We start from the raw sequence: 26990 nt of genomic DNA, 5'->3' as shown, positions 1-26990 counted from the left end.
TCCGGTTATATTGCACAAGCGTTTTTTGATCTTTTCAATCTGATTGCCTATTTTTCAACCCCGACGTATTGATCTTAAACGATCCGGACTTGATATCTTCCCCGGTTTGCAGACCGCGGATTCCTGTCGCGCTCAGATTGAAGCCTGGTTCGGCTCGATAAAAAAACGCATTTGACTGCATCGGTAGTTGTCATGTCGGCCATCTCGGCGATAAAGTCAGTAAAATTTGTTTGATTGAGGTCATAGTCATGTCACAACCTTCGGGGTCGCTACGTCCATACCAGGGTATGGTGCCGAAACTGGGTCAACGGATTATGATCGATCCTTCCAGCGTGGTGATTGGGGACGTCAGCCTGGCGGATGATGTCAGCATTTGGCCGTTGGTGGCCATTCGCGGCGATGTCAATAAAATCATCATTGGGGCGAGGAGTAATATTCAGGATGGCAGCGTACTGCATGTGACCCATAAATCCGACTACAATCCGCCCGGCAACCCGTTAATCATTGGCGAAAATGTCACGATAGGCCATAAAGCCATGCTGCATGGCTGCACCATCGGCAATAGGGTCTTGGTGGGAATGGGATCTATTTTACTCGACGGCGCATTGATTGAAGACGACGTTATGATTGGCGCCGGAAGTCTGGTCGCGCCCGGGAAACGCCTGGCGAGCGGTTATTTGTATGTAGGCAGCCCGGCCAGGAGAGTCAGGGCGCTGACGCCGAAAGAAATCGGCGGATTCATCTATTCCGCCAATAACTATGTACGTTGGAAAGACGAGTACCTGGCTCAAGGTAGTTAAACCGATGGCTCCAGACGCAACCGATCCAGTGCCGGTTCGATTTGGGGCAGGACGCCATGCCATAACAGAAACGAATAGGCGGCCTGCCCCACCAGCATACCGAGACCGTCGGCGTAATGTTCTGTCCCCCTATCCACACACCACCGCAGGAAAGGCGTCAGTTCTTTCTGGTAAAACATGTCATAGCAGTTTACTGAAGACTTAATCAATGAGCTCGCCAGGGCCGGCACCTCGCCATGGACACCGGAGGTCGTGGCATTTATGACGAGATCAAAATCCGGTTCGGCCAGTTCGTTCAGCGGCAGCGCATCAATATTGCCTACATGCCGATAAAACGACACCAGTTCCCGCGCCCGTTCGAAAGTCCGATTGGTCAGCATTATCGAACAGCCGTAAGAGAGCAAGGGCAAGATGACGCCGCGCGCCGCGCCGCCGGCGCCCACCAGTAGAATGCGGCTTTCGGGCCGAATCAGCTCCAGGCGGCGCAAATCCGTTAGCAGGCCGATACCGTCGGTATTGTCTCCCAATAACGTCCCGTCAGACTGTTTTTTGATGGTATTCACCGCCCCGGCCTGGGATGCCCGCTCGGTTAATTGGTCACATAGGGCGAAGGCCCGTTCCTTGAACGGCATGGTGATATTGGCGCCTTCACCGCCATCGGCAAAAAACGAGCGTAAAATCTGTTCAAAATCATCGATGGGAGCCAACATTCGTCCGTAGGTATGAGGGATACCGGTTTGCTCGGCAAACAGGGCATGGATACGGGGCGATTTACTGTGTTTTATCGGATTACCGAATACGGCATAGGTTTCCATAATCTTTTCTCGTCTTTTCAGCCTTGACGAATAAGAGAACCCGTCAGGGCATCGCGAATTTCAGAAGGGTTCAGCCGCCCTTCAACGTTGCCGTCCATCAGCGGGAAATCATCGCCGAATTGCAGCCGTAGCTCCGTCGCGGTCCGGGCAGGCTCCCGGCCGGACAGATTGGCGCTGGTGGATACCAGCGGTTTGCCGAAGGCCAGGCAAAGCTGTCGCACCGGTTCAAAAGCGCTGACGCGCACCGCCAAGGTCGAAAACTGCCCGGTTAACCAGGCGGGAGTTTCCGGCCTGGCGGGCATAACCCAGGTCACCGGTCCGGGCCACCTCGAAAAAACCCGGTCCAGCTGCAGGTCGGTTAATTGGCTGTCATCGATGTAAGGCATTAGCTGCCGGTAGTCGGCGGCCACTAATATCAGTCCCTTGGTCCAGGGACGCAGCTTTAGCGCCAGCAACGCCCGCACCGCCGCTTCGCTGTCAGGATCACAGCCCAGGCCGTAAACCGCCTCGGTGGGGTAAGCAATAACCTGAGCCTGGCTCAGTAAATTCACCAATTCGGACAGGTCCGACACATTATTCTTCATCATTTTCTTTGACTGTTACCGGCTTGCCGCAACGTTTATCGGCACAATACAGTATGGCACCCCGTGGGGTATTTTTTTCCATTAACAGCGGGAAATGGCAATAAGCGCATTCGCCAGCCACCGGTTTGAAATTGACCACGAACCGGCACTTGGGGTATCCATCGCAGGCATAAAACGTTTTACCGAAACGGGACGTTCGCTGTACCAATTTTCCAGACCGGCACTGCGGGCAGGTAAAAGCGGTTTCATCGGGTTTATCCGTCGCGGCGATATAATCGCAGTCGGGGTAATTGGAACAACCGATATACATGCCGTAACGTCCCTGACGGAGCACCAGCACCGCCTGGCAGGCCGGGCAAATTTGCCCTTCCAGCACGGTGACGATATGTCCATCCGCATTCTGTTTAAGTGGTTTAATATAGGCGCAACGCGGATATTGGGAGCAACCGAGGAACGGACCATGCTGTCCGGACCTGATAACGAGCGCTGCCCCGCAATCAGGGCAGAGCTCGGTTGGCCTAGCGGTAAAAAGCGCGGCTTTTGTCATAAATTCTGGTCGTCAGTAATGATTTAGTGCAGACGGTTTTCATCTTCCTCAAAAACAAGATCTTCCATTTGCTGGTAGGCGTTTTCATATCCGGGAATATTAAAAAGCACCATCAAAATGACCCATTTAAGATCTTCCAGATCAAATTCAGCGGCATCCAGAGCCATGACCCGATCAATGACCATTTCACGGGTTTCAAGGTTCAGCACCTGAATCTGTTCAAGAAACAATAAAAAACCACGGCATTCCGTATCCAAAAACTGACATTCTTCATCGGTATAGATACGTAAAGCGAGCGGATCGGCACCCATTGTAAGAGCTTTGCTTTGCCCGTCCTGTAAATCAGCCAGTTTCTCCAACCAGTTCAGCGCGTTATAAATGTCATCCTGATGAAAACCCGCACGGGTTAAATCATCGGTTAACTTATCCTGATCCACTCGCATTTCAACTTCATTGTGGATATATGTCTCAAACAAGTACATTAGTACGTCGAACATGGCCTGCCCTCCTTAAACGGACATAGCCGCCGGGTACAACTGCGATCCATCCTGCTAACTCCAGCTCGAGCAGCTTAATCACTACCTCTGGCACAGGTTGGCCGGCACGTTCAGCGACGACGTCAACAGGTGTAACCTCATCTCCTACGTTAGCCAACACATCGGCAAATGGCAATTCAACTTCGCTTTCTGGCGCATAAATAATTTTATCCTGCTCCAAAGTCAGCCAATTGAGGCCGCCGCCAAGCTGATCCAGTATTTCTTTGGGCTGGGTAATCAGATAGGCCCCCTGCTGAATCAACCAGTGGGTGCCTTCGGTACCGGTATTGCCGAGCGGGCCGGGCAAGGCATAAACATCCTTACCCTGGTCAAGGGCATATCGCGCGGTGACCAGCGAGCCGCTTCTGGCGGTGGCCTCCACCACCAGCACACCGAGGCTCAACCCGCTGATGATACGATTTCGGTACGGAAAATGGCTCGCCAGGGGCACCGCGTCCAGGACAAACTCCGATACCAGCGCACCACCCTCCCCGACGATGCGCTCGGCAAGCTTACGGTGTTGCGACGGATAGATATTCTGTAACCCGCTGCCTAACACCGCGACGGTCTGCCCGTTGACATCAAGCGCCGCACGATGGCTGATTCCGTCGATGCCCAACGCCAGCCCGCTGGTAATGGCAAGGCCGCACCGGGCCAGCGCCGCGGCGAAATAGGCGCCCCACTGCTCACCGTAGATCGTGCAGCGGCGGCTGCCCACCATGGCCAATTGCCTGGTGTCCAGGCAACCGATATCCCCTTTGACAAACAGTGCGGGCGGGGGACAAGCCAGATTTCGGAGCCGGTGTGGATAAGCCGGGTCGGAAAAGGTGATAAAATGGTGGCCCGGCCGCTCAAGCCAGCGACGCGCCGCGTCGATGTCGGCGGAACGATATTGATTGAAACGCTGGCGCTGACGTGGCGTCAGGCATGAGGAAAGCGCCCCTTGCCGATCAAATTCGGCGGAAAGCGGCAATTGTGACAGACATTCATGCGCCTTCGCGCCATTTACGCCCTTTACCGCCGCCAGGCGCAACCATATTTCCATTAACGTCATGCTGACCTCCGCATCCTTGCCTGTCGCCGGTGACGCGACATTTACGCGCCGATGCTGTCAATCAGGACGGGAAATGTCTAGAATAAGAGGAGAAATAGTTTTCATAATCGGACGCAGATATAGACTCATATGCCAGTATTGCAGGTGTTACATTATCCGGATGAGCGGCTTCGCATTGTTGCGAAACCGGTAAAAGAAGTTAATGACGCTATTCGTCGTATTGTGGATGATATGTTTGAGACCATGTACGCCGAAGAAGGGATTGGCCTGGCCGCGACCCAGGTCAATATACATCAGCGTATTATCGTCATAGATGTATCGGAAACCCATGACCAGCGTCATGTCTTGATCAACCCTGAGCTGCTGTGCAAAAGCGGCGAGACCGGGATTGAGGAAGGGTGTCTGTCGATTCCCGACCAACGGGGTTTCGTGCCCCGGGCCGAAAAGGTGACGATTCGCGCGCTGGATCGGGAAGGCGAGTCATACGAGCTGGAAGCGGACGGTCTGCTGGCTATTTGCATCCAGCATGAAATGGATCATTTGGTGGGTAAACTGTTTGTCGACTATCTTTCGCCCTTAAAGCGCCAGCGTATACGCCAGAAAATGGAAAAGATGGCGAAGATCAACGCCCGCGCCGAAAAATAATCGTCGTTTTACAGGAATTAACGTGTCCGATTCTTTACGTGTCATTTTTGCCGGTACGCCGGATTTCGCAGCACGCCATCTCAGCGCATTGCTCGATTCCCGGCATAAAGTCGTCGGGGTATTTACCCAGCCGGATCGCCCGGCGGGCCGGGGCAACCGGCTAACGGCCAGTCCAGTCAAACAGCTGGCGCAACAAAACCAGCTACCGGTATTCCAGCCAAAATCATTACGACCGCCTGAACATCAGCGGCTGGTGGCGGAGCTGGCGGCGGACATCATGGTGGTCGTGGCTTACGGGCTGATTTTGCCCCAGGCGGTATTGGATATGCCGCGCCTGGGATGCCTGAACGTCCATGGCTCGCTGCTGCCGCGCTGGCGGGGTGCCGCGCCAATCCAGCGTGCCCTGTGGGCCGGCGATGACGTCACGGGCATTACCATCATGCAAATGGATGCCGGTCTCGATACCGGCGCGATGCTGCTGAAACTACCCTGTTCCATTACTCCGGAAGACACCAGCGCCAGCCTGTATGAAAAATTGGCGGATCTCGGCCCCGGCGCCCTGCTTGAAATCCTGGATCGCTGCGCCGCGGGCAAGCTGGCCCCTGAAAAGCAGGACGAAAGCAGGGTGACTTACGCTGAAAAATTAACAAAAGAAGAGGCGCGCCTGAATTGGCACATGCCAGCGGCCGATCTTGAACGCTGTGTTCGCGCCTTTAACCCCTGGCCCGTCAGCTTTATCATGGTCGCCGGCCAGCCGGTGAAAATCTGGCGATCGGCGGTGCTGGCGGTGGAGAATAATGCGGCGGCGGACGCCCCCCACGATGCGGTTCCAGGTACCATTGTCCGGGCGGATAAGTCCGGCATCCAGGTGGCGACGGCACAGGGCGTTCTGAATCTCTTGCTTTTGCAACCCGCGGGCAAAAAGCCCATGTCGGCACAGGATTTACTCAATTCACGCCGTGAATGGTTTACCCCAGGAATAATTCTGGTTTAGTCATTTACAGGGGGTAATCGCCCGGTTTTGTAAAAAGAACCAGGTGGTTGCGTTCCGGCTGTTTCCACCATCCTCCGGTCAATTATGAATAAACGCTATAACCTCCGCGCATTAGCGGCAAAGGCTGTCGCCCAGGTGCTCGATCAAGGATCATCCCTCAGTCAGGTATTGCCGTCGTTGCAAACCCCCCTTAGCGACAAAGATCGCGCTTTATTGCAGGAGTTATGTTTTGGCATTTTGCGCACCTTGCCGCAGCTAGAAGGCTACATCAAGCAATTGATGGCCAAACCGCTCACCGGGAAACAACGAACGGTGCATTACCTCTTGATGGTGGGCATCTATCAACTCCTGTTTACCCGTATTCCGCCTCATGCCGCGCTGGCTGAAACCGTGGACGGCGCGGTGGCGTTGAAATACCCGCAGCTCAAGGGGCTGGTAAACGGCGTTTTACGGCAATTCCAGCGGCGGCAGGAGGAACTGATGGCCGGTGATTGCCAGGAAGACCGTTTCCTTCATCCCTCCTGGCTGGTCAAACGATTGCAAGCTGCTTATCCCGAACAGGCAACGGCCATTATGGATGCCAACAACCAGCGTCCCCCCATGTGGTTACGCGTTAACCGGCTGTTCAATAGCCGCGATGATTACCTCAGTCTGTTGGCCCAAGAGAATATTATCGCCTTTCCCCATCCGTCTCTTCCCGAAGCGGTCAGACTGGAGACTCCCTGCAATGTCAGCCGGTTACCGGGCTTCGACCGGGGCTGGGTAACGGTTCAGGATGCGGCGGCGCAGGGCTGCGCATTGTGGCTTGACCCGCAGGCGGGGGAAGATATCCTGGATTTATGCGCCGCGCCGGGGGGTAAAACCACCCACATATTGGAACTGGCCCCCCAGGCCAGAGTCACGGCCGTGGATGTGGATGCCCAGCGGGTCGTAAGGATCAAAGAAAACCTGCAGCGGCTCGGGCAGCATGCTAATGTCATCGTCGGTGACGGACGAATACCTGAGGAGTGGAGCGAGGGGCAACGCTGGGACCGGATTTTACTGGATGCGCCCTGCTCGGCCACCGGCGTTATACGGCGCCACCCCGATATCAAATGGTTGCGCCGCGACAGCGATATCGTCGAGCTGGCGGCGCTGCAGCAGCAGATCCTGACCGCTATTTGGCCTCGGCTTAAGCCGGGCGGCACGTTACTCTATGCCACCTGTTCGGTTTTACCGGAAGAAAATCGCGAACAGATCCGTAGGTTCCTGCGGGAAACCCCCGATGCGGAGCTCGCCGGCACAGGTGACGCCGAGCATCCCGGTTTACAATGTTTTCCTGCCCCGGATGAAGGTGATGGTTTCTTTTACGCTAAGATAATGAAAGGGCAAGCCCCCGTTAACCAGGCGCGGACATAATAAGCATGAAGAGTCGATAATGAAAATAATCATCCTTGGTGCGGGTCAGGTTGGCGGCACGCTGGCGGAAAACCTGGCGGGGGAAAACAACGATATCACTATCGTCGATACCAACCCCAATACCCTACGACAACTGCAGGATAAGTTCGATTTACGGACTATCCAGGGCCATGCTTCCCACCCCCGGGTACTCCGGGAAGCCGGTGCGGAAGACGCGGACATGCTGGTTGCCGTCACCAATTCAGACGAAACCAATATGGTGGCCTGCCAGATTGCCTACACGCTGTTTAAAACCCCCAACCGCATCGCACGAATTCGTTCGGCCGATTACATCCGTGAATCCGCCAAGCTTTTTTCCACGGATGTGGTGCCCATCGATCACCTGATTTCGCCCGAACAGCTGGTTATTGAAAGTATCTATAAACTGGTGGAGTACCCCGGCGCACTGCAGGTGGTGAACTTTGCCCAGGGAAAGGTCAGTATCGCCGCGGTGAAAGCCTATTATGGCGGTCCGTTGGTTGGCAACGCCCTGTCCTCCCTGCGCGAACACATGCCGCATATTAACACTCGGGTCGCTGCCATCTTCCGGCAGGACCGGCCAATTCGTCCCCAGGGATCCACGGTTATCGAAGCGGGGGATGAAGTCTTCTTTGTGGCCGCATCGCCGCATATCAGGGCGGTAATGAGCGAACTACAGCGCCTGGAAAAGCCCTATAAACGTATCATGATTGTTGGCGGCGGTAATATTGGCGCCGGCCTGGCGCAGCGGCTTGAGAAAGATTACAGCGTAAAGCTTATCGAACGCGATCAACAACGGGCGGCCGAACTGGCGGAGCTGTTGCAGGATACCATCGTGTTTTACGGCGATGCATCCGATCAGGAATTGCTGGCGGAAGAGCATATCGAACAAATCGATGTGTTTATCGCCATCACCAATGACGATGAGGCAAATATCATGTCCGCCATGCTGGCCAAACGCATGGGGGCAAAAAAAGTACTTGTATTGATACAGCGCCGCGCCTACGTGGACCTGGTGCAGGGCAGCGTGATTGATATCGCCATCTCGCCGCAGCAGGCCACTATCTCCGCCCTATTAGGCCATGTGCGAAAAGCGGATATTGTCAGCGTCTCCTCTCTACGTCGCGGGGTGGCAGAAGCCATAGAGGCCATAGCCCACGGCGATGAGAGCACGTCAAAAGTGGTAGGTCGGGCCATCGACGCCATCAAATTACCCCCCGGCACGGTTATAGGCGCTATTGTACGGGGAGACGAAGTGATCATCGCCAACAAAAACAGCCATATTCAACAGGGGGATCATGTGATTATGTTTTTAACCGACAAAAAATTCATTACCGATGTTGAACGTTTATTCCAGCCGAGCCCTTTCTTTTTATAAAAATATATTTATGCATGAGACGACTCACGTCTCAAACACCCTTACCGTGCCCAGCTGTTCCCTCGCTGGGCCATTCAGAAATAGCCTCAATGAGGCGCAAATCGCTTCCGGCAAATAAAGCCATCCTTCTCTTTGTGGATATTATCCGTTCCTTGTTTGACAGGGCGCTGCATTTCAGACTATTCCTTTATCAAAGTTGCAATAAGCTTGAATCTTGACGTATTGTGGCAAAATAAAGATCCTTTGTTAGAATTAATTTGTTATTAACTAAAGGAACAAGCCTATGAGTTTTTTGCAGGAATTTCGTAAATTTGCCATGCGCGGCAATGTAGTAGACTTGGCGGTAGGTGTGATTATCGGTGCTGCTTTTGGCAGGATCGTCTCATCACTGGTAGCGAACGTCATTATGCCACCACTTGGGCTGCTGATTGGCGGTATCGATTTCAAGCAGTTTGTCTGGGTTCTTAAACCGGCACAGGGCACTACGCCGGCGGTAGTGATGCAATACGGTATTTTTCTGCAAAATATATTTGATTTTATTATTGTCGCTTTAGCCGTATTTTGCGTTATTAAGCTTATCAATAGCCTGCATCGCAAAGAGGAAGAGGCTCCAGCCGCGCCACCGCCACCCAGCGCTGAAGAGATATTGTTGACTGAAATTCGCGATCTGTTGAAACAGCAGCAGACCAATACGCCGATAGAAATTAATAAGCCGCTAGAATAAGGCAGACAGCGGGCGTGTCATTCTTGAGGCTACGCGGGAATAGATCAGGCCAAGCAGCTAAAACGGTTTAAAACGTTGGTCGAAGGAAGGGCAGTGGTAAAATTACGTGAGATAATTTTGCCACTGCCCTCCCCGTCACGGGACCTTGCATTTTTGCCTTTACGGCAATAGCTACCCTTGCCTTTGAGATTTTTTTCACGACGTTGACGAAACAACGGGTCGTTGAGCAATGCGGCAATGGCATTGTCCTTGATAATGCCTTTGGTATGTTGATACTTGTCAGTCATGATCTTGTCTTCCATTTGTTGTATTGAAAATTCAGCCTGGCACGAGTGCACTTACAACTGTCGGCGCAATTATAGCAAAGTGCTCACAACCTTGCCCAACCAGATTCCGCACCGTTGAATGGCGGTAGAGTTATCTGTCCTATTTTCCCGTTTTACTGAAGCGCTGTTGCAATTGCTGCTGATAACCCTGATGCAGAAAATCAGTGCTTAACCCCGCCTGGCGGAGCTTGATTTCCAGCAGCCTTAGCCGGGCGCTAACTTCGGTACGCCTCGCGTCCCCTTCCTTTATGCCCTGCAGTAAATCCTTCAGTTGCAGCGCGTCTTTACGGTCTTGTAATTCCGGCGGCAAATAGCCGGCATTTTTCAGCAGGCGATAACCGGTCCGCAACTCCTCCGGCACGGCACTATCATCATCAAGCTCCAGGGGCCTGCCGTATCCAGGCAAATTTTCAAAATCGCCGTTCTTCTGCGCTTGCAGAATATGTTGCTCGGCCCATTGGTCGAATAACCACATAATCGAAGTCACCCCTCACGTGAATAGCAACCGGTTAAAAATAACCTGGACTAATGATGGTAAGTGCAATGGATGGCAAGCGCAATAGAAGGCGTAAGCAATGGACAGCATGAGCATGGGATGATAAAACGCGGGTAGGCGTTGAAGTACGGGTAAAAGGTGCGCCTTTCAGCCGTCTTCTCCACAGTAGATGCTAGGGAAGAATTTGTCTTTATCAGGAGCGTAGAGGATGTAGAGTTGAGAAAACAGGGAGGCCAGGCAACGAAAAAAATCCCTACGTTCAATAAAAAACCCGACCTGAGCCGGGTTTTGTAAGCTGACGGCTACAGATTACTCCGTAACCGCTTCCGCTGGAACTTGAGACTCTGCCGCACGATCAAGCAGTTCGATGTAAGCCATCGGCGCATTGTCACCTGCACGGAAGCCACACTTTAAAATACGAGTGTAACCACCGGCACGGCTCGCAAAACGCGGTCCAAGCTCGTTAAACAGTTTTGCCACGATCTCGTTATCACGAGTACGGGCGAATGCCAGACGACGATTTGCAACACTGTCGGTCTTGGCAAGTGTAATCAGCGGTTCAACAACACGGCGCAGCTCTTTCGCTTTTGGCAGGGTCGTCTTGATTATCTCATGACGAACCAGAGAGCCGGCCATGTTACGGAACATAGCCTGGCGATGGCTGCTGTTACGGTTGAGTTGACGACCACTCTTACGATGGCGCATGACCTTATCCTTCTCAGTAAAACCTTACCCTGTGATCGGGTTATTCATCAGCAATACTTGCCGGAGGCCAGTTCTCAAGGCGCATGCCCAGAGATAACCCACGGGAAGCCAACACATCTTTAATCTCAGTAAGAGATTTTTTACCGAGGTTGGGCGTTTTCAGGAGCTCAACTTCGGTGCGCTGTACCAGATCACCGATGTAGTGGATGGCTTCTGCCTTAAGGCAGTTAGCAGAGCGGACAGTCAATTCCAGATCGTCAACCGGGCGCAGCAAGATCGGATCGAATTCTGGTTTTTCTTCTTTCACTTCCGGCTGACGTACATCACGTAAATCAACAAAAGCTTCAAGTTGTTCAGCCAGGATGGTAGCCGCGCGGCGGATCGCCTCTTCAGGATCGATCGTGCCGTTGGTTTCCATTTCGATGACCAGCTTATCCAGATCGGTCCGCTGTTCAACACGTGCAGCTTCAACATTGTAGGCAATCCGCTCTACAGGGCTATAGCACGCATCGACCAGCAAACGACCGATCGGGCGCTCGTCTTCTTCCGAATGAATTCGGGCAGAAGCCGGCACATAACCACGACCGCGCTGAACTTTGATACGCATATTAATCGCTGCGTTCTCATCGGTCAGGTGGCACAGCACATGCTGCGGCTTGACGATTTCGACATCCCCATCATGGGTAATGTCGGCTGCGGTTACAGGGCCAATGCCAGATTTATTCAGAGTAAGGATAACATCATCTTTACCTTGAACTCTCACCGCCAGCCCTTTCAGGTTGAGCAGAATCTCCAGGATGTCTTCCTGTACACCTTCTTTGGTGCTGTACTCGTGCAGTACACCATCAATCTCAACCTCGGTCACCGCGCAACCCGGCATCGACGAAAGCAGAATACGGCGCAGTGCGTTACCTAGAGTGTGGCCAAAGCCACGCTCTAAAGGTTCAAGGGTCACCTTGGCGTGCGTCGAACTGATTTGCTCGATATCTACCAGGCGCGGTTTTAGAAACTCTGTCACAGAACCCTGCATTGTGTCCTCTCTTTGGTACTAAGCCTTACTTGGAGTAAAGCTCGACTATCAGGTGTTCATTAATGTCCGCAGACAGATCGGTACGTTCTGGAATGCGCTTGAACACCCCTTCCATCTTAGCAGCGTCAACTTCAAGCCAGGTCGGCTTTTCACGCTGTTCAGCCAGTTCCAATGAGGCACGAACACGGGATTGCTTTTTCGCTTTCTCACGGATGCTAACAACGTCATTCGGAGTAACCTGGTAAGAAGCGATGTTGACAACACGGCCGTTCACCATGATCGCCTTGTGGCTGACCAATTGACGTGATTCAGCGCGAGTGGCACCGAAACCCATACGGTAAACAACGTTGTCCAGACGGCCTTCGAGCAACTGCAACAGGTTTTCACCGGTATTGCCTTTGAGACGCGCTGCTTCTTTGTAATAGTTGCGGAACTGACGTTCCAGAACGCCATAAATACGACGAACTTTTTGTTTTTCACGCAACTGCACCCCGTAATCGGACAGACGCGGCTTACGCGCACCATGCTGTCCAGGGGGCTGTTCAATCTTGCCTTTGGTATCGATCGCTCGAACACCTGACTTTAGGAACAGGTCGGTGCCCTCACGACGGCTCAGCTTGAGCTTAGGACCCAAATATCTTGCCATTTTCTTTCTCCAACTAACCTAAAAGCGGCGTTATACGCGGCGCTTTTTAGGCGGACGACAACCGTTATGGGGGATCGGAGTCACATCAGTAATGTTAGTGATGCGAAAACCAGCCGCGTTCAACGCGCGAACGGTAGACTCACGGCCCGGACCAGGTCCTTTAACCATAACTTCCAGATTCTTGATGCCATACTCTTTCACTGCTTCAGCGCAACGCTCTGCTGCAACCTGTGCGGCAAACGGAGTAGACTTACGAGAACCACGGAAACCGGAACCACCGGCCGTCGCCCAACCCAACGCATTACCCTGACGATCGGTAATAGTTACGATGGTATTGTTGAAAGACGCATGGATATGAGCCACACCATCTGAAACTTGCTTTTTAACACGCTTGCGTGCACGAATAGGTGCCTTAGCCATTATTTAATCACCCCGATTATTTCTTGATCGGTTTACGCGGACCCTTACGGGTACGGGCGTTGGTCTTAGTACGCTGACCGCGCACGGGAAGACCACGACGATGACGCAAACCACGATAAGTACCAAGGTCCATAAGACGCTTGATGCTCAGGGTAACTTCACGGCGCAAATCACCTTCGACCACAAATTTAGCAACTGCTTCACGCAGCGTGTCGATCTGCTCTTCAGACAGCTCACTGATCTTAACATGTTCAGCTATGCCCGCACTTTCACAAATGGATTGCGAACGGGTTTTACCGATACCGTAGATGGCGGTTAAGGCAATCACGGCATGTTTCTGATCAGGAATGTTAATGCCTGCTATACGGGCCACTATGCACTCCTAAAAATGTAAACGGCAACACCATTCTGAAAAGCCCGTTTTCAGGATACTCAAACAATGTTGCGTTGATATACAAAAGATTGGCTGGCTAATCTAGCCAGCTCAACCCAACTTTGCAAGAAAAAAATGCCGGAATTTTCAGCCTTGGCGTTGTTTATGCTTTGGCTCACTGCAAATCACACGTACGACACCGTGGCGTCTTACAATCTTGCAGTTACGACACAACTTCTTGACGGAAGCACGAACTTTCATTTTTCCTCTCCGTAACTTCGCAAGCTTACCAAATCAGCGGTTATAGCCTTTAAGGTTCGCTTTCTTCAATGCCGACTCATATTGACTTGACATCATCAGAGTCTGCACTTGAGCCATAAAGTCCATGATAACCACAACGACAATCAATAAAGATGTGCCCCCAAAATAGAAGGGAACTTTCATTGCGTCACGCATGAACTCCGGGATAAGGCAGATAAAGGTAATATACATTGCCCCGACCAGGGTCAGACGGGTCATTACTTTATCAATATATTTAGCCGTTTGCTCTCCCGGACGAATGCCTGGTACAAATGCACCGGACTTCTTCAGGTTATCTGCTGTCTCGCGCGGGTTAAACACCAATGCCGTGTAGAAGAAACAGAAGAATATGATTGCAGACGCATAGAGTAACACATAAAGCGGTTGTCCAGGCTGTAAATACAATGAAATAGCTGTCAACCAACCCCAACCGGTACCGCCGCCGAACCATGATGCAATCGTGGCCGGAAACAGGATGATACTGGAGGCGAAGATAGCAGGAATGACACCGGCCATATTCACCTTCAACGGCAAATGTGTACTTTGTGCCGCATAAACACGACGCCCTTGCTGGCGTTTGGCATAGTTAACGACAATACGCCGCTGACCACGCTCAACAAAAACAACAAAAAACGTCACTGCAAATACGAGAACCACAATCAATAGCAACACGAGGAAGTGCATGTCGCCTTGTCGAGCTTGCTCAATGGTATGGCCGATGGCCGGCGGGAGACCCGCAACGATACCGGCAAAGATAATGATGGAAATACCGTTGCCGATACCCCGTTCAGTTATCTGCTCGCCCAACCACATCAGGAACATTGTCCCGGTGACCAGGCTCACTACAGCGGTAAAGTAAAACGCGAAGCCCGGATTATACACCAAGCCTTGCATCCCGGGCATATTCGGCAAACCGGTAGCAATACCGATCGACTGAAAAATACCCAATACCAGCGTGCCATAGCGGGTGTACTGGCTGATTTTACGACGACCAGCCTCACCCTCTTTTTTAATCTCCGCCAGCGCCGGGTGAACGACGGTCAGCAGCTGAATGATGATCGATGCCGAAATATACGGCATGATCCCCAACGCGAAGATAGAAGCACGGCTGAGCGCACCACCAGAGAACATGTTGAACATTTCAATGATGGTGCCTCTTTGCTGTTCGAGCAATTTCGCAAGCACAGCGGCATCGATACCAGGAATCGGAATAAAAGAGCCGATACGGAAGACAATCAGAGCGCCGACCACAAACAAAAGCCTGCGTCTCAATTCGCCTAACCCACCTTTAGCACTTTGAAAGTCTAATCCTGGTTGTTTGGCCATCTGCTACTTATTCCTCAATTTTACCGCCGGCGGCTTCGATCGCAGCACGAGCCCCTTTGGTGACACGCAGTCCGCGCAGGGTTACTGCGCGATTGATTTCGCCGGAAAGCATGACCTTCGCGAACTCAATCTGGGTGCCAACAACGTTAGCGGCTTTCAGCGTATTCAGATCGATGACCTCGCCGTCCACTTTCGCCAGCTCGGACAGGCGAACTTCCGCCGTGATCGCCGCTTTGCGTGAAGTGAAGCCGAATTTCGGCAGACGACGATACAATGGCATCTGGCCGCCTTCGAAACCGCGACGCACACCACCGCCAGAACGAGATTTCTGACCTTTGACACCGCGTCCGCCGGTTTTACCCAGACCGGAACCGATACCACGGCCAACACGCCTTGGCGCGTGTTTGGAACCCTCAGCCGGAGACAGAGTATTTAAGCGCATCTCTTACTCCTCAACTTTGACCATGTAGGAAACCAAATTGACCATACCGCGTATCGCAGGAGTATCCTCGCGCTCAACGGTGTGACCAATGCGACGCAGGCCCAAGCCAACCAGAGTTGCCCTGTGTTTCGGCAGACGACCGATGGAACTGCGAGTCTGTGTGATTTTAATCATCTGTGCCATGGTCAATTACCCCAGAATTTCTTCAACGGATTTACCACGCTTGGCAGCGACCATTTCGGGGGACTTCATGTTAGCAAGGGCATCGATAGTTGCACGAACCACGTTAATCGGGTTAGTGGAACCATAAGTCTTTGCTAATACGTTGTGGACCCCAGCGACTTCCAGGACGGCGCGCATTGCACCACCGGCGATAATACCGGTACCTTGTGAAGCCGGCATCATGAACACCCGCGAACCCGTGTGAGCACCTTTAACCGGGTGCTGCAGGGTGCCGCTGTTCAGCGCGACATTCAACATATTGCGACGGGCTTTTTCCATCGCTTTCTGGATTGCTGCCGGAACTTCGCGTGCTTTGCCGTAACCAAAACCTACGCGACCGTTACCATCACCGACCACTGTCAGGGCGGTAAAACTAAAAATACGGCCACCTTTTACGGTTTTAGATACGCGATTTACCGCGATCAGCTTTTCCTGCAGTTCGCCAGCTTGCTTCTCAGTGTGTTGTGACATCTTACACCCCTACCTTAGAACTGAAGGCCAGCTTCACGGGCAGCATCTGCCAGTGCCTGGACACGACCATGATATTGGAATCCGGAACGGTCAAAGGCCACGATCTTGATGCCTTTTTCCAGAGCGCGTTCGGCAATGGTTTTACCCACGGCGGTGGCGGCATCTTTATTACCGGTACCCTTTAATTGCTCCGCGATAGCTTTTTCTACAGTAGAAGCGGCTACCAATACTTCAGAACCGTTCGGGGCAATGACCTGCGCATAAATATGGCGCGGGGTACGATGTATAACCAGGCGGGTAGCGCCCAGTTCATGGAGCTTGCGGCGTGCGCGGGTCGCACGACGGATACGAGCTGCTTTCTTATCCATAGTGTTACCTTACTTTTTCTTAGCCTCTTTGGTACGCACGACTTCGTCGGCGTAACGGACACCCTTGCCTTTGTAAGGCTCAGGACGACGATAGGCTCGCAAATCAGCCGCGATCTGCCCAACAGCCTGCTTATCAGCGCCTTTCAGCACGATTTCAGTCTGACTTGGACATTCGGCGGTGATGCCTGCCGGTAAAACATGGTCAATGGGGTGTGAATAGCCAAGGGCCAAATTCACCACATTGCCTTTTACCGCGGCACGATAACCTACGCCTACCAGCTGCAGCTTCTTGGTGAAGCCTTCAGTAACACCGACAATCATTGCATGCAACAATGCACGGGTAGTACCCGCCAGAGCCCAACCGTTCGCTGCGCCTTCACGGGGCACAAACGTCAGATTATTGTCCGCATAGTTAACATGAACGGCGTCGTGGATAGTACGGCTCAGCTCGCCGTTTTTACCTTTAATCGTAATGTTCTGACCGTCGAGTTTTATCTCTACGCCGGCAGGAACTACGACATGTGCTTTTGCAACACGAGACATGTTTTCCTCCCGATTAAGCTACGTAGCAGATAATCTCGCCACCAAGACCAGCCTGGCGAGCCGCACGATCAGTCATGACACCTTTAGAGGTGGAAACAACCGCTATACCCAAACCGGCCATAACTTTCGGCAGCGCATCTTTTTTCTTATAGATACGCAGACCAGGGCGGCTGATACGCTGAATGGTTTCTACCACAGGCTTACCTTGGAAGTACTTGAGTTCCAATTCCAACGTAGGCTTGGTGTCGCCTTCAATTTTATAATCTTCAATAAAGCCTTCTTCTTTCAGCAAATGGGCGATTGCCACTTTAAGCTTGGAGGAAGGCATGGAGACCGCTGTTTTGTTCGCGGTTTGACCGTTGCGGATACGGGTCAGCATATCCGCGATCGGATCTTGCATGCTCATCTGTCTTTACTCCCGTGATTCAATTGGTGACAATTACCAGCTAGCCTTTCTAAGACCCGGGATCTCACCGCGCATGGCAGTTTCACGGACCTTGATACGGCTCAACCCGAATTTCCGCAGGAAAGCGTGCGGACGACCAGTTTGGCGGCAGCGGTTACGCTGACGAGACGGGCTGGAATCACGCGGCAGAGTCTGCAGCTTGAGAACCGCATCCCAACGCTCTTCATCAGAAGAATTCACGCTCGAGATGATGGTTTTAAGTTCAGCGCGTTTTGCGAAGAATTTTTCAGCTAATTTCACGCGCTTGACTTCGCGTGCTTTCATGGATTGCTTAGCCATTAGAACCCTGCCTTACTTGCGGAATGGGAAGTTAAAGGCGTCCAATAGTGCACGACCTTCATCATCGGATTTCGCAGTAGTGGTGATGGTAATATCCAAACCACGAACGCGATCGACTTTATCATAATCGATTTCCGGGAAGATGATCTGCTCACGCACGCCCATGCTGTAGTTACCGCGGCCATCGAATGACTTGGTGGACAAGCCACGGAAGTCACGGATACGCGGTACAGCAATGGATATCAGTCGCTCAAAGAATTCCCACATGCGTTCACCACGCAGGGTTACTTTACAGCCGATCGGATAGCCCTGACGGATTTTGAAGCCCGCAACGGATCTGCGTGCCTTGGTGATAAGCGGTTTTTGACCAGAAATCGCTGCTAAATCGTTGGCAGCATTATCCAGCAATTTTTTATCAGCAATCGCTTCACCCACACCCATGTTCAGGGTGATCTTCTCGACCCGAGGGACTTGCATGACAGAATGATAGTCGAATTCTTTCATTAACTTCTCGACCACTTCGTCTTTGTAGTAATCATGCAGTTTCGCCATCGTACTACTCCAAGTTACTTAATAGTTTCGCCGTTAGATTTGAAAATACGGACTTTTTTGCCGTCTTCAATCTTAAAGCCTACACGGTCCGCCTTATTGGCAGCCCCGTTGAAGATGGCAATGTTGGAAAGCTGAATTGCCGCTTCCTGTTCAACAATGCCGCCCGGCTGGTTCGTAGCCGGAACTGGTTTTTGATGTTTCTTGACCAGGTTTATACCTTCAACAATGGCTTTGCCCGTAGACAGGACATTCTTTACTTTACCGCGCTTACCTTTATCTTTGCCGGTCAGCACGATAACTTCGTCATCACGACGGATTTTCGCTGCCATGATTCGCTCCTTAAAGTACTTCTGGTGCCAGGGAAATAATTTTCATGAACTTTTCGTTACGCAGTTCACGAGTTACCGGCCCAAAAATACGTGTACCGATAGGTTGCTCACTATTGTTATTCAACAAAACACAAGCATTACCATCGAAGCGAACGACAGAACCGTCAGGGCGACGGACACCCTTCTTGGTGCGCACCACTACCGCCTTCAGGACATCACCTTTTTTTACTTTGCCACGAGGAATTGCTTCCTTGATGGTAATTTTGATGATGTCGCCGACGCCTGCGTAGCGACGGTGCGAGCCACCTAGAACCTTGATACACATTACGCGACGTGCGCCGGAGTTGTCGGCCACGTTCAGCATAGTCTGTTCTTGGATCATGTTAGTGCTCCGCTAATGTCAACTACAACTTTAGGACCTGTTTCAGGTCGTTAAAAAAAACCCCATAATACAGGGCGCAGCATTATAACACCGCACCTAGGTAATGGGTAGAAAAAATAAACGGCTCGTGCTCTGAGCCGTTTACTTGTTTTGAGGGCGCTTACTGTATTACAGAATCGCTTTCTCTACAACGCGAACAAGTGTCCAGGACTTTGTCTTGGAAATCGGACGGCATTCGCTGATTTCAACGATGTCGCCGGTTGCGCTTACATTGCTCTCGTCGTGTACGTGCAGCTTGGTCGTACGCTTGATGAATTTGCCGTAAATCGGGTGTTTCACAAAACGTTCGATGGCCACAACGATGGATTTCTCCATTTTGTCGCTGACCACACGACCTTGCAGAGTACGGATCTTGTCACTCATTACGCACCCGCCTTCTCAGTCATTAAGGTTTTCACGCGCGCAACATTGCGACGCACTTGCAACAACAGATGAGACTGTTGCAGTTGCCCGCTTGCCGCCTGCATGCGCAGGTTAAACTGCTCACGCAGCAGATTCAGCAGCTCGGCGTTCAACTCTTCAACGCTTTTTTCACGCAGCTCTTTTGCTTTCATTACATCACCGTCTTAGTTACAAAGGTGGTTTTAATCGGCAGTTTCGCTGCTGCCAGCTGAAATGCTTCGCGGGCAACTTCTTCCGGAACACCGTCCATTTCATACAGGACTTTTCCCGGTTGAATCAAGGCAACCCAATATTCCACGTTGCCTTTACCTTTACCCATACGCACTTCAAGCGGCTTTTCGGTGATCGGTTTGTCCGGGAAAATACGGATCCAGATCTTACCTTGACGCTTAACTGCACGCGTCATTGCACGACGCGCAGCTTCGATTTGACGGGCAGTCAGACGACCACGGCCAACAGCTTTCAGACCGAAAGTCCCGAAGCTAACATCCGTGCCCGCAGCCAGACCACGGTTACGGCCCTTGTGCATCTTACGGAATTTTGTACGCTTTGGTTGTAACATCAGCGACTCTCCTTACTTGCGGCCTTTACGCTGCTGCTTTTTAGGTCGAGCAGCCGGGATTTCCGGTTGTTCAACGGCAGCCATACCACCCAGAATCTCACCTTTGAAGATCCACACTTTTACGCCGATGACACCATAAGTGGTGCGCGCTTCGGAGGTGTTATAGTCGATATCCGCACGCAGGGTATGCAACGGAACACGACCTTCACGGTACCATTCGGTACGTGCGATTTCAGCCCCGCCGAGACGGCCGCTGACTTCCACCTTAATCCCCTTGGCGCCCAGACGCATGGCATTCTGTACGGCACGCTTCATAGCTCGACGGAACATAACACGACGTTTCAGCTGTGAAGAGATGCTGTCAGCCACCAGTTTGGCGTCCAGTTCCGGTTTACGGATTTCGGCAATAATAATCTGCGCCGGTACGCCGGCGATATCCGCCACGACCTTCCGCAGTTTTTCTACGTCTTCACCTTTCTGGCCGATAACGATGCCCGGACGAGCGGTGTGAATAGTCACACGGATGCTTTTGGCCGGACGCTCGATAACGATGCGAGAAACGGAAGCCTTCTCCAATTCCTTGGTCAGGAATTGGCGAACTTTAAAATCGCTGTCCAGGTTATCAGCGAATTCTTTGGTATTCGCGTACCAGGTAGAGTTCCAAGGTTTGACAATACCCAGGCGAATACCATTAGGATGTACTTTCTGACCCATTGCTAGTCTCCAGAGTCTCAGCGATCGGACACAACCACAGTGATGTGGCTGGTGCGCTTCAGGATGCGATCCGCCCGACCTTTTGCACGAGGCATGATGCGCTTCATGCTGGGGCCGGCGTCGACGAAAATCTTCGCGACTTTCAGATCATCGATATCTGCGCCATCGTTGTGTTCAGCGTTAGCAATGGCAGACTCCAGTACTTTTTTAACCAGGCCAGCAGCTTTTTTGTTGGTGTAGGTCAAAACTTCCAGAGCTTGCGACACTTTCTTACCGCGGATCAGGTCAGCCACCAGGCGAACCTTCTGAGCAGAAGAACGAGCGTGGCGATGTTGAGCGATAGTTTCCATCTCTTCCTCCTACCTTGCTACGGCTTTTTTAGCCTTTCTATCGGCCGCATGACCGCGATAAGTACGCGTCGGCGCGAATTCACCCAGTTTATGACCGACCATTTCATCGGAAACAAACACCGGTACGTGCTGACGACCATTATGGACAGCGATGGTCAAACCGATCATTGTTGGAAAGATCGTTGAACGACGGGACCAAGTGCGTATAGGCTTCTTGTCACCGCTTTCCACCGCTTTCTCTACCTTCTTCAGCAAGTGCAGGTCTATGAATGGACCTTTCTTGAGAGAACGTGGCATGGCTTATCCTCTAATAATTATTTACTACGGCGACGTACGATGAACTTATCAGTACGCTTATTACTGCGGGTCTTCTTACCTTTGGTCTGCAGGCCCCAAGGACTGACCGGGTGCTTACCAAAGTTACGACCTTCACCACCACCATGCGGGTGATCCACCGGGTTCATCGCCGTACCGCGAACGGTCGGACGAATACCGCGCCAACGTGTTGCACCGGCTTTACCCAGTACACGCAACATGTGTTCGGCATTACCTACTTCACCCATGGTCGCCCGACATTCAGACTGTACTTTGCGCATTTCGCCGGAGCGAAGACGCAGCGTGACATAAGCACCGTCACGAGCAACGATCTGAACATAGGCACCGGCAGAACGTGCCAACTGGCCGCCTTTTCCCGGTTTCATTTCCACGTTGTGGACAGTGGAACCCACCGGAATATTGCGCATAGGCAGCGTGTTGCCGGCTTTGATGGCCGCATCGACGCCAGATTGTATTTGATCGCCGGCTTTCAAGCCTTTCGGCGCCAGCACGTAACGACGTTCACCGTCTTTGTATAAAACCAAGGCGATGTTGGCGGAACGGTTCGGATCATATTCCAGGCGTTCTACGATTGCCGGGATACCGTCTTTATCGCGTTTAAAGTCGACAACACGGTACTGTTGTTTATGACCACCACCGATATGGCGCGTAGTGATACGGCCATTGTTGTTACGTCCACCGGATTTAGTGAGTTTTTCCACCAACGGGCCATAAGGCTTGCCCTTGTGCAGCTCAGGGTTGACCACTTTAACTACGTGGCGACGACCCGGAGATGTCGGTTTACATTTAACAATTGCCATTGTTCTTCTCCTCCGACTTACTCTGCGCCGCCGATGAAGTCCATGTTCTGGCCTTCTTTCAGGGTGACGTAAGCTTTTTTCCAGTCACTACGACGACCGATACGCTGTCCATGACGCTTCGTTTTCCCTTTAACGATCAGGGTGCGAACATCAGTGACTTCGACTTCAAACAGTTTGTGCACGGCGGCTTTTATTTCTGCTTTGGTCGCTTCTTTAGCTACCTTGAGAACGATGGTGTTGTGCTTTTCCATCGCTGCAGACGCTTTTTCAGAAACGTGCGGCGCGCGCAATACTTTCAGCAAACGTTCTTCACGAATCATGCCAGCATCTCCTCAACTTGCTTCACAGCGTCAGCCGTCATAACGACTTTGTCGAAGGCGATCAGGCTTACCGGATCGATGCCTGCGACATCGCGAACGTCTACCTTGTAGAGGTTGCGCGCGGCCAGGAACAAGTTTTCATCGAGTTCGCCGGTAATGATCAGCACATCTGTAAGCGACATGTCTTTCAGTTTCTGAACCAGCAGCTTGGTTTTAGGTGCTTCGACAGAAAATGATTCAACAACGATCAGACGTTCTTGACGTACCAGTTCAGACAGGATGCTTTTCAGCGCCCCACGGTACATCTTCTTGTTAACCTTCTGGCTGTGATCTTGCGGTTTTGCTGCAAAAGTCACGCCACCGGAGCGCCAGATCGGGCTTGCAATATCACCTGAACGTGCGCGGCCGGTACCTTTCTGACGCCAGGGTTTTTTACCGGAACCAGTTACTTCGGCACGGGTCTTCTGAGCGCGAGTACCTTGACGGGCACCTGCTGCGTAAGCAACAACAACCTGGTGTACCAGCGCTTCATTGAAGTCACGCCCGAAGGTAGTTTCGGAAACAGTCAGCGCGCTTTGCGCGTCTTTCAATACCAATTCCATTCCTATCTCCTCGACGTTACGCCTTGACAGCCGGTTTAACGATCAGGTCACCGCCGGTAGCTCCCGGAACAGCACCTTTGACCAGCAGCAGGTTGCGTTCAACGTCAACACGCACTACGTCCAGGCTGAGAACGGTGACTCGCTCGTTACCCATCTGACCTGCCATTTTCTTGCCCTTGAAAACTTTACCGGGAGTCTGGTTCATACCGATTGAACCATGGCCACGGTGGGACAAGGAGTTACCATGGGTAGCATCCTGGGTACGGAAGTTCCAGCGCTTGGTCACGCCTGCGAATCCTTTACCTTTGGACGTACCGGTAACGTCTACTTTTTTAACATCGGCAAACAGTTCAACGCTGATGCTCTGACCCGCGGCAATGTCTGCAACGTCTTCGACGCGGAATTCCCACAGGCCGCGGCCGGCTTCTACGCCTGCCTTAGCAAAGTGGCCGGCTTCAGGTTTGGTGACACGGTTGGCTTTTTTAGTGCCTGTTGTGACCTGAATAGCACGGTATCCGTCGTTGTCCAGATCTTTAACCTGGGTAACGCGGTTTGCTTCGATTTCGATAACGGTTACCGGGATAGAAACGCCATCTTCGGTGAAGATGCGAGTCATGCCCACTTTACGACCGACTAAACCCTTCATTGTTTCAACCTCTCAATCGTTTGGTGACCTGATTAACCCAGGCTGATCTGCACATCAACACCAGCAGCCAGATCCAGACGCATCAGCGCATCAACGGTTTTTTCGGTTGGCTCAACGATGTCAACCAGACGCTTATGAGTGCGGATCTCGTACTGATCGCGCGCATCTTTATTGACGTGCGGGGAAATCAGAACGGTAAAGCGCTCTTTGCGGGTCGGCAGCGGGATCGGACCACGTACCTGTGCACCGGTACGTTTGGCAGTCTCGACTATTTCCGCGGTTGATTGATCGATCAAACGATGATCAAACGCTTTCAAACGGATACGGATTCTTTGGTTCTGCATGAGACCAGAGCTCCAATTATTTATAAACGCAGAAAATTACTCCTCGCACCCATTTCGATTGATGGGGGAGTGTAATCGTTCAGTATTATCCCCATATCGGGGATGTTGTGTGCTGACTTGCCGTTTTCGCATCCACTTCATATCGCGGATGTGTCCATGGTGCCAGCGCGAACTCATCTTATCGGTGAGCCGGCTTATTCCTTACTTATGCGAGATAAGCCCGCGCATTATACGCAAATACGCTCAGGAAGCAAGCGGGATATGACGAAAGGCGGGGTGAATTCCATTACTGTCAAGACCATTTGGCATGGCAGGGAGAGTATTGCATGATTCAACGCATGGGGAGTCTACGCTATCCGTCAAATGATTCAATCCTGAAGGAGGCCACACCACCGTAGCCGGGGGGCGGCAGTATTGCCCTGCCCCGCGCCGTGGACCGTGGACCGTGGACCGTGGACCGTGGCAGTTTGCGCCCGATAAAAGCGGATTTCCAAGGGTAAACCAAGAGAATAAACCACAACCAGGGAGGGTAGAAGTGGTGCAATGGCTGCTTGTCGTCTCAATCGCGCTGTATGGTGTGATAATGGGGCACCTGACCGGGCGCATCCTGCAATTGATGCCGGCACCGGCGTTTCCATACGGCGCGCGGAGCATCTATTTCGGCCCGACGGCATATGTTTTTCCGCCCGGCGCGCGGGGCGTCGATTGCGGCTGGTCGGCATTCCGACCGGCAGGTTTCCCGGGGCCGTTTGCGAACCGGAACCCGCCACGACGTGATCCCTTCCCCGGCGCATACTCCTGTGAAAGCAGTTGCGCCCTGGTGTTCACCACCATGCTGATCATCGGCGGACCCGAGATAACTCTCCCCGTCGGACTGTTCTTTAGCTGGTTTTTGCTGACCCTCAGTTGGATCGACTGCCTTACCCTGCTGTTGCCAGATAGGCTTAACGGCCCGCTGTTGGCCTGCGGGTTAGCGAGCCACGCCACTGCATGGGATGAGGCAAATGCGTTCAAGGACGGGTTGCTGGGGGCGATATGCGGCGGCATGGCGCTTTGGGGGATGCAGCGCCTGTTTCGGCGGGTAAAAGGTTATGAAGGCCTGGGGGGCGGCGATATTAAACTGCTGGCCGCCCTCGGGGCCTGGCTGGGGTGGCAAGCGTTGCCGGGGTTATGTTGCGGCGCGGCGTTATGCGGGCTGGCCGTTTATGCCTTAAGCGGACGCACGCAAGGGGAAATTCCCTTCGGCCCCTGCCTGGCGTTGGCCGGCTGGGTGATGTACATCAGTCCGTAGAAAACCTGCTACGAACTGATGCGGCCTGCGAACGGATTATCTTAAATCGCCAGGTTTGTTCGGCTCAGGATATCCGGATGCCGCTCATTGAACCGGCGGGCGATAAAATCAGGCCGGCTGGTTATTGCGAAGCATCTTTTAACTGTGACTGGAGGTAATTCTGAACGCCGATGCGGGTGATTAATTCCAGTTCGGTTTCCAGAAAATCAATATGCTCTTCTTCATCCGTCAGGATTTCGATCAGCATATCGCGGCTCACATAATCCCGGACGCTATCGGCATAATTAATCCCTTCACGGAGATCCTGCGCCCCTTGCAGTTCAAGGTTAAGGTCCGAGCGAAGCATTTCTTCCACATCCTGGCCGATGTTCAGGGTGCCGAGGTCTTGGAGATTGGGTAGCCCTTCCAGGAAAAGTATGCGCTCAATATAACGGTCGGCATGCTTCATTTCATCAATGGATTCATGATATTCGACATCATTGAGCCGCGTGAGGCCCCAATTTTTGAACATCCGTGCATGCAGGAAATACTGATTGATGGCAACCAGCTCGTTGCCGAGCAGTTTATTGAGATGGGTAATAACTTGGGCATCGCCTTTCATAGTCCACTCCTCCGTTACGGTTAAGTACAGAATATAACCGAAGCAGAGTAAATCAAGGTAATAACCCTACTAATTAAGCAATTTTTTCGTAACTCATAATCATCTGTAGTTCATCTTCCATGATAACCCGCGCCTTGCAGGTGCACTTACCGCATTTGGTTCCTATGGGGACAATCTGTTTAAGTTCCTGAAGCGAAACGGGTTGGTACTGTCTAACAGCGTCACGGATAGCTTCATCACTTACCGCATTACATAAACAAACGTACATTTTGCGTCTTCTCTAAACTAACTTGTGAATAATTTAAATGAGAACGCTTGTCATTTCAATAGATGAATTATAATTGTTTTGTAAATTTGAGATTTTCCAGCAAGTTAACGATATCCGATCAAATAAAAAGGGCGCCGAAGCGCCCATTTTCAACTCGGTCAAGACAGAAAGTCTTAAGCGATAACCTTGGCTACCACGCCGGCGCCAACGGTACGGCCGCCTTCGCGGATTGCGAAACGCAAGCCGTCGTCCATGGCGATGGGGGCAATCAGGTTAACAACCATCTTGATGTTGTCGCCAGGCATCACCATTTCCACGCCTTCCGGCAGTTCGATGGTACCGGTCACGTCAGTGGTACGGAAGTAGAACTGAGGACGGTAGCCTTTGAAGAACGGAGTATGACGGCCGCCTTCGTCTTTGCTCAGAATATAAACTTCTGATTCGAACTGGGTATGCGGATGGATTGTGCCCGGTTTAGCCAGTACCTGGCCGCGTTCAACTTCATCGCGTTTGGTGCCGCGCAGC

The 26990-nt window shown here is 52.2% G+C and carries 44 protein-coding genes and 1 pseudogene; 7 read left to right on the top strand and 38 right to left on the bottom strand.

From position 1 onward, the window contains the following. Nucleotides 1-248 precede the first annotated feature (248 nt). Nucleotides 249-800, top strand: a complete 552-nt coding sequence (locus HB631_RS26200) for a gamma carbonic anhydrase family protein (protein WP_213994109.1) — start codon at nt 249-251, stop codon at nt 798-800. On the opposite strand, the gene aroE is transcribed toward HB631_RS26200, so the two are convergent. The 5 genes from aroE to dprA are packed head-to-tail and all read right to left on the bottom strand — an operon-like array spanning nt 797 to nt 4336. Beyond that, on the bottom strand, nt 797-1615 hold the full coding sequence (aroE, locus tag HB631_RS26195; protein WP_213994108.1) for a shikimate dehydrogenase: 819 nt from the start codon (nt 1613-1615) through the stop codon (nt 797-799). The genes HB631_RS26200 and aroE overlap by 4 nt on opposite strands. Nucleotides 1616-1632: 17 nt before the next feature. Next, nucleotides 1633-2202, bottom strand: a complete 570-nt coding sequence (tsaC, locus tag HB631_RS26190) for an L-threonylcarbamoyladenylate synthase type 1 TsaC (protein ID WP_213994107.1) — start codon at nt 2200-2202, stop codon at nt 1633-1635. Then, the gene (locus HB631_RS26185) at nt 2189-2746 is read right to left on the bottom strand and encodes a type I DNA topoisomerase (protein WP_213994106.1); all 558 of its coding nucleotides are present in this window, start codon (nt 2744-2746) and stop codon (nt 2189-2191) included. Before HB631_RS26185 ends, tsaC begins: the two co-directional genes overlap by 14 nt. Before the next feature lie 23 nt (nt 2747-2769). Next, the gene (locus HB631_RS26180) at nt 2770-3243 is read right to left on the bottom strand and encodes a DUF494 family protein (protein ID WP_213994105.1); all 474 of its coding nucleotides are present in this window, start codon (nt 3241-3243) and stop codon (nt 2770-2772) included. Further along, nucleotides 3215-4336 (bottom strand): DNA-protecting protein DprA, encoded by a 1122-nt coding sequence (dprA, locus tag HB631_RS26175; RefSeq protein WP_213994104.1) that lies wholly within the window; start codon nt 4334-4336, stop codon nt 3215-3217. The genes HB631_RS26180 and dprA overlap by 29 nt, the downstream gene beginning before the upstream one ends. A 129-nt stretch (nt 4337-4465) precedes the next feature. Here dprA and def point away from each other — a divergent pair, with 129 nt between their 5' ends. The 5 genes from def to mscL all read left to right on the top strand — a co-directional run bounded on the left by def (nt 4466) and on the right by mscL (nt 9493). After that, entirely contained in the window at nt 4466-4981 is a 516-nt protein-coding gene (def, locus tag HB631_RS26170; RefSeq protein WP_213994103.1) for a peptide deformylase, read from the top strand. A 22-nt stretch (nt 4982-5003) separates the two neighbouring features. Then, nucleotides 5004-5975, top strand: a complete 972-nt coding sequence (gene fmt, locus HB631_RS26165) for a methionyl-tRNA formyltransferase (protein ID WP_213994102.1) — start codon at nt 5004-5006, stop codon at nt 5973-5975. A gap of 84 nt (nt 5976-6059) precedes the next feature. After that, nucleotides 6060-7373 carry a 16S rRNA (cytosine(967)-C(5))-methyltransferase RsmB gene (rsmB, locus tag HB631_RS26160; RefSeq protein WP_213994101.1) on the top strand — a complete coding sequence of 438 codons (1314 nt, stop codon included), beginning with the start codon at nt 6060-6062 and terminating at the stop codon, nt 7371-7373. Nucleotides 7374-7392: 19 nt separating this feature from the next. Then, nucleotides 7393-8769, top strand: coding sequence for a Trk system potassium transporter TrkA (trkA, locus tag HB631_RS26155; RefSeq protein WP_213994100.1), 1377 nt, complete (start codon nt 7393-7395; stop codon nt 8767-8769). A gap of 283 nt (nt 8770-9052) precedes the next feature. Then, nucleotides 9053-9493: a large-conductance mechanosensitive channel protein MscL gene (gene mscL, locus HB631_RS26150; protein WP_213994099.1), complete on the top strand. Its 441-nt coding sequence runs from the start codon at nt 9053-9055 to the stop codon at nt 9491-9493. Between the two features lie 44 nt (nt 9494-9537). Here mscL and HB631_RS26145 read toward each other — a convergent pair whose 3' ends face one another. The 30 genes from HB631_RS26145 to rpsJ form a co-directional block, all read right to left on the bottom strand. After that, complete coding sequence (locus HB631_RS26145; RefSeq protein ID WP_213994098.1) at nt 9538-9780, bottom strand: ribosome alternative rescue factor ArfA; 243 nt, start codon at nt 9778-9780, stop codon at nt 9538-9540. Between the two features lie 139 nt (nt 9781-9919). Then, entirely contained in the window at nt 9920-10294 is a 375-nt protein-coding gene (locus tag HB631_RS26140) for a DUF1992 domain-containing protein (protein WP_213994097.1), read from the bottom strand. 330 nt (nt 10295-10624) lie between these two features. Beyond that, the gene (gene rplQ / locus HB631_RS26135; protein WP_132923640.1) at nt 10625-11020 is read right to left on the bottom strand and encodes a 50S ribosomal protein L17; all 396 of its coding nucleotides are present in this window, start codon (nt 11018-11020) and stop codon (nt 10625-10627) included. A gap of 40 nt (nt 11021-11060) precedes the next feature. Continuing rightward, the gene (rpoA, locus tag HB631_RS26130) at nt 11061-12050 is read right to left on the bottom strand and encodes a DNA-directed RNA polymerase subunit alpha (protein ID WP_132923641.1); all 990 of its coding nucleotides are present in this window, start codon (nt 12048-12050) and stop codon (nt 11061-11063) included. A gap of 25 nt (nt 12051-12075) precedes the next feature. Further along, nucleotides 12076-12696, bottom strand: coding sequence for a 30S ribosomal protein S4 (rpsD, locus tag HB631_RS26125; protein ID WP_132923642.1), 621 nt, complete (start codon nt 12694-12696; stop codon nt 12076-12078). Nucleotides 12697-12726: 30 nt separating this feature from the next. Continuing rightward, nucleotides 12727-13116, bottom strand: coding sequence for a 30S ribosomal protein S11 (gene rpsK, locus HB631_RS26120; protein ID WP_025420689.1), 390 nt, complete (start codon nt 13114-13116; stop codon nt 12727-12729). Between the two features lie 16 nt (nt 13117-13132). Further along, nucleotides 13133-13489, bottom strand: coding sequence for a 30S ribosomal protein S13 (rpsM, locus tag HB631_RS26115; protein ID WP_213994096.1), 357 nt, complete (start codon nt 13487-13489; stop codon nt 13133-13135). A 147-nt stretch (nt 13490-13636) separates the two neighbouring features. Further along, nucleotides 13637-13750 (bottom strand): 50S ribosomal protein L36, encoded by a 114-nt coding sequence (rpmJ, locus tag HB631_RS26110; RefSeq protein ID WP_132923644.1) that lies wholly within the window; start codon nt 13748-13750, stop codon nt 13637-13639. Nucleotides 13751-13783: 33 nt separating this feature from the next. Next, nucleotides 13784-15115, bottom strand: coding sequence for a preprotein translocase subunit SecY (gene secY / locus HB631_RS26105; RefSeq protein WP_132923645.1), 1332 nt, complete (start codon nt 15113-15115; stop codon nt 13784-13786). Between the two features lie 7 nt (nt 15116-15122). Continuing rightward, the gene (gene rplO, locus HB631_RS26100; RefSeq protein ID WP_213994095.1) at nt 15123-15557 is read right to left on the bottom strand and encodes a 50S ribosomal protein L15; all 435 of its coding nucleotides are present in this window, start codon (nt 15555-15557) and stop codon (nt 15123-15125) included. A 3-nt stretch (nt 15558-15560) separates the two neighbouring features. Further along, nucleotides 15561-15740 (bottom strand): 50S ribosomal protein L30, encoded by a 180-nt coding sequence (gene rpmD, locus HB631_RS26095; protein WP_213994094.1) that lies wholly within the window; start codon nt 15738-15740, stop codon nt 15561-15563. A 6-nt stretch (nt 15741-15746) separates the two neighbouring features. Next, a complete protein-coding gene (gene rpsE, locus HB631_RS26090) occupies nt 15747-16250 on the bottom strand; it encodes a 30S ribosomal protein S5 (RefSeq protein ID WP_213994093.1) in 504 nt (167 codons plus the stop codon). A gap of 14 nt (nt 16251-16264) precedes the next feature. Then, complete coding sequence (gene rplR, locus HB631_RS26085) at nt 16265-16618, bottom strand: 50S ribosomal protein L18 (RefSeq protein ID WP_213994092.1); 354 nt, start codon at nt 16616-16618, stop codon at nt 16265-16267. 9 nt (nt 16619-16627) lie between these two features. Further along, nucleotides 16628-17161, bottom strand: a complete 534-nt coding sequence (rplF, locus tag HB631_RS26080) for a 50S ribosomal protein L6 (RefSeq protein ID WP_213994091.1) — start codon at nt 17159-17161, stop codon at nt 16628-16630. A gap of 13 nt (nt 17162-17174) precedes the next feature. Beyond that, nucleotides 17175-17567 (bottom strand): 30S ribosomal protein S8, encoded by a 393-nt coding sequence (gene rpsH, locus HB631_RS26075; protein ID WP_132923651.1) that lies wholly within the window; start codon nt 17565-17567, stop codon nt 17175-17177. Between the two features lie 33 nt (nt 17568-17600). After that, complete coding sequence (gene rpsN / locus HB631_RS26070) at nt 17601-17906, bottom strand: 30S ribosomal protein S14 (RefSeq protein ID WP_162368683.1); 306 nt, start codon at nt 17904-17906, stop codon at nt 17601-17603. Nucleotides 17907-17918: 12 nt separating this feature from the next. Continuing rightward, complete coding sequence (rplE, locus tag HB631_RS26065; protein ID WP_213994090.1) at nt 17919-18458, bottom strand: 50S ribosomal protein L5; 540 nt, start codon at nt 18456-18458, stop codon at nt 17919-17921. A 14-nt stretch (nt 18459-18472) separates the two neighbouring features. Continuing rightward, nucleotides 18473-18787, bottom strand: a complete 315-nt coding sequence (rplX, locus tag HB631_RS26060; protein WP_132923654.1) for a 50S ribosomal protein L24 — start codon at nt 18785-18787, stop codon at nt 18473-18475. Between the two features lie 10 nt (nt 18788-18797). After that, nucleotides 18798-19169 (bottom strand): 50S ribosomal protein L14, encoded by a 372-nt coding sequence (gene rplN, locus HB631_RS26055; RefSeq protein ID WP_213994089.1) that lies wholly within the window; start codon nt 19167-19169, stop codon nt 18798-18800. 168 nt (nt 19170-19337) lie between these two features. Then, entirely contained in the window at nt 19338-19592 is a 255-nt protein-coding gene (gene rpsQ / locus HB631_RS26050; RefSeq protein WP_213994088.1) for a 30S ribosomal protein S17, read from the bottom strand. Next, nucleotides 19592-19783: a 50S ribosomal protein L29 gene (rpmC, locus tag HB631_RS26045; RefSeq protein WP_213994087.1), complete on the bottom strand. Its 192-nt coding sequence runs from the start codon at nt 19781-19783 to the stop codon at nt 19592-19594. The genes rpsQ and rpmC overlap by 1 nt, the downstream gene beginning before the upstream one ends. Further along, nucleotides 19783-20193, bottom strand: a complete 411-nt coding sequence (gene rplP / locus HB631_RS26040; protein ID WP_136992538.1) for a 50S ribosomal protein L16 — start codon at nt 20191-20193, stop codon at nt 19783-19785. Before rplP ends, rpmC begins: the two co-directional genes overlap by 1 nt. Nucleotides 20194-20205: 12 nt before the next feature. Further along, a complete protein-coding gene (gene rpsC / locus HB631_RS26035) occupies nt 20206-20907 on the bottom strand; it encodes a 30S ribosomal protein S3 (RefSeq protein WP_132923659.1) in 702 nt (233 codons plus the stop codon). A gap of 17 nt (nt 20908-20924) precedes the next feature. Beyond that, nucleotides 20925-21257, bottom strand: a complete 333-nt coding sequence (gene rplV / locus HB631_RS26030) for a 50S ribosomal protein L22 (protein ID WP_011412083.1) — start codon at nt 21255-21257, stop codon at nt 20925-20927. Between the two features lie 9 nt (nt 21258-21266). Then, complete coding sequence (gene rpsS / locus HB631_RS26025) at nt 21267-21554, bottom strand: 30S ribosomal protein S19 (RefSeq protein WP_213994086.1); 288 nt, start codon at nt 21552-21554, stop codon at nt 21267-21269. Nucleotides 21555-21571: 17 nt separating this feature from the next. After that, the gene (gene rplB, locus HB631_RS26020; protein ID WP_213994085.1) at nt 21572-22393 is read right to left on the bottom strand and encodes a 50S ribosomal protein L2; all 822 of its coding nucleotides are present in this window, start codon (nt 22391-22393) and stop codon (nt 21572-21574) included. A 17-nt stretch (nt 22394-22410) separates the two neighbouring features. Next, nucleotides 22411-22713 carry a 50S ribosomal protein L23 gene (rplW, locus tag HB631_RS26015; protein ID WP_213994084.1) on the bottom strand — a complete coding sequence of 101 codons (303 nt, stop codon included), beginning with the start codon at nt 22711-22713 and terminating at the stop codon, nt 22411-22413. Beyond that, nucleotides 22710-23315: a 50S ribosomal protein L4 gene (gene rplD / locus HB631_RS26010; protein ID WP_213994083.1), complete on the bottom strand. Its 606-nt coding sequence runs from the start codon at nt 23313-23315 to the stop codon at nt 22710-22712. The genes rplW and rplD overlap by 4 nt, the downstream gene beginning before the upstream one ends. 16 nt (nt 23316-23331) lie before the next feature. Beyond that, nucleotides 23332-23961 carry a 50S ribosomal protein L3 gene (gene rplC, locus HB631_RS26005; protein WP_213994082.1) on the bottom strand — a complete coding sequence of 210 codons (630 nt, stop codon included), beginning with the start codon at nt 23959-23961 and terminating at the stop codon, nt 23332-23334. A gap of 32 nt (nt 23962-23993) precedes the next feature. Then, nucleotides 23994-24305: a 30S ribosomal protein S10 gene (rpsJ, locus tag HB631_RS26000; protein WP_001181005.1), complete on the bottom strand. Its 312-nt coding sequence runs from the start codon at nt 24303-24305 to the stop codon at nt 23994-23996. A gap of 535 nt (nt 24306-24840) precedes the next feature. Between rpsJ and HB631_RS27345 the strand changes: the two genes are divergently transcribed. Next, the gene (locus tag HB631_RS27345; protein ID WP_213994081.1) at nt 24841-25596 is read left to right on the top strand and encodes an A24 family peptidase; all 756 of its coding nucleotides are present in this window, start codon (nt 24841-24843) and stop codon (nt 25594-25596) included. Nucleotides 25597-25717: 121 nt separating this feature from the next. Here HB631_RS27345 and bfr read toward each other — a convergent pair whose 3' ends face one another. The 3 genes and pseudogenes from bfr to tuf form a co-directional block, all read right to left on the bottom strand. Beyond that, a complete protein-coding gene (bfr, locus tag HB631_RS25990; protein ID WP_213994080.1) occupies nt 25718-26197 on the bottom strand; it encodes a bacterioferritin in 480 nt (159 codons plus the stop codon). Nucleotides 26198-26270: 73 nt separating this feature from the next. Further along, a complete protein-coding gene (bfd, locus tag HB631_RS25985) occupies nt 26271-26465 on the bottom strand; it encodes a bacterioferritin-associated ferredoxin (protein WP_213994079.1) in 195 nt (64 codons plus the stop codon). A gap of 173 nt (nt 26466-26638) precedes the next feature. After that, nucleotides 26639-26990 (bottom strand): annotated as a pseudogene (tuf, locus tag HB631_RS25980) (elongation factor Tu); the annotation flags it as partial.

The organism is Sodalis sp. dw_96 (genome assembly GCF_018449575.1).
In the GTDB taxonomy this organism is placed as follows: Bacteria; Pseudomonadota; Gammaproteobacteria; order Enterobacterales; family Enterobacteriaceae; genus Acerihabitans.
The sequence above is the reverse complement of the archived record's forward strand: the minus strand, read 5'-3'. Positions and strand labels throughout refer to the sequence as shown.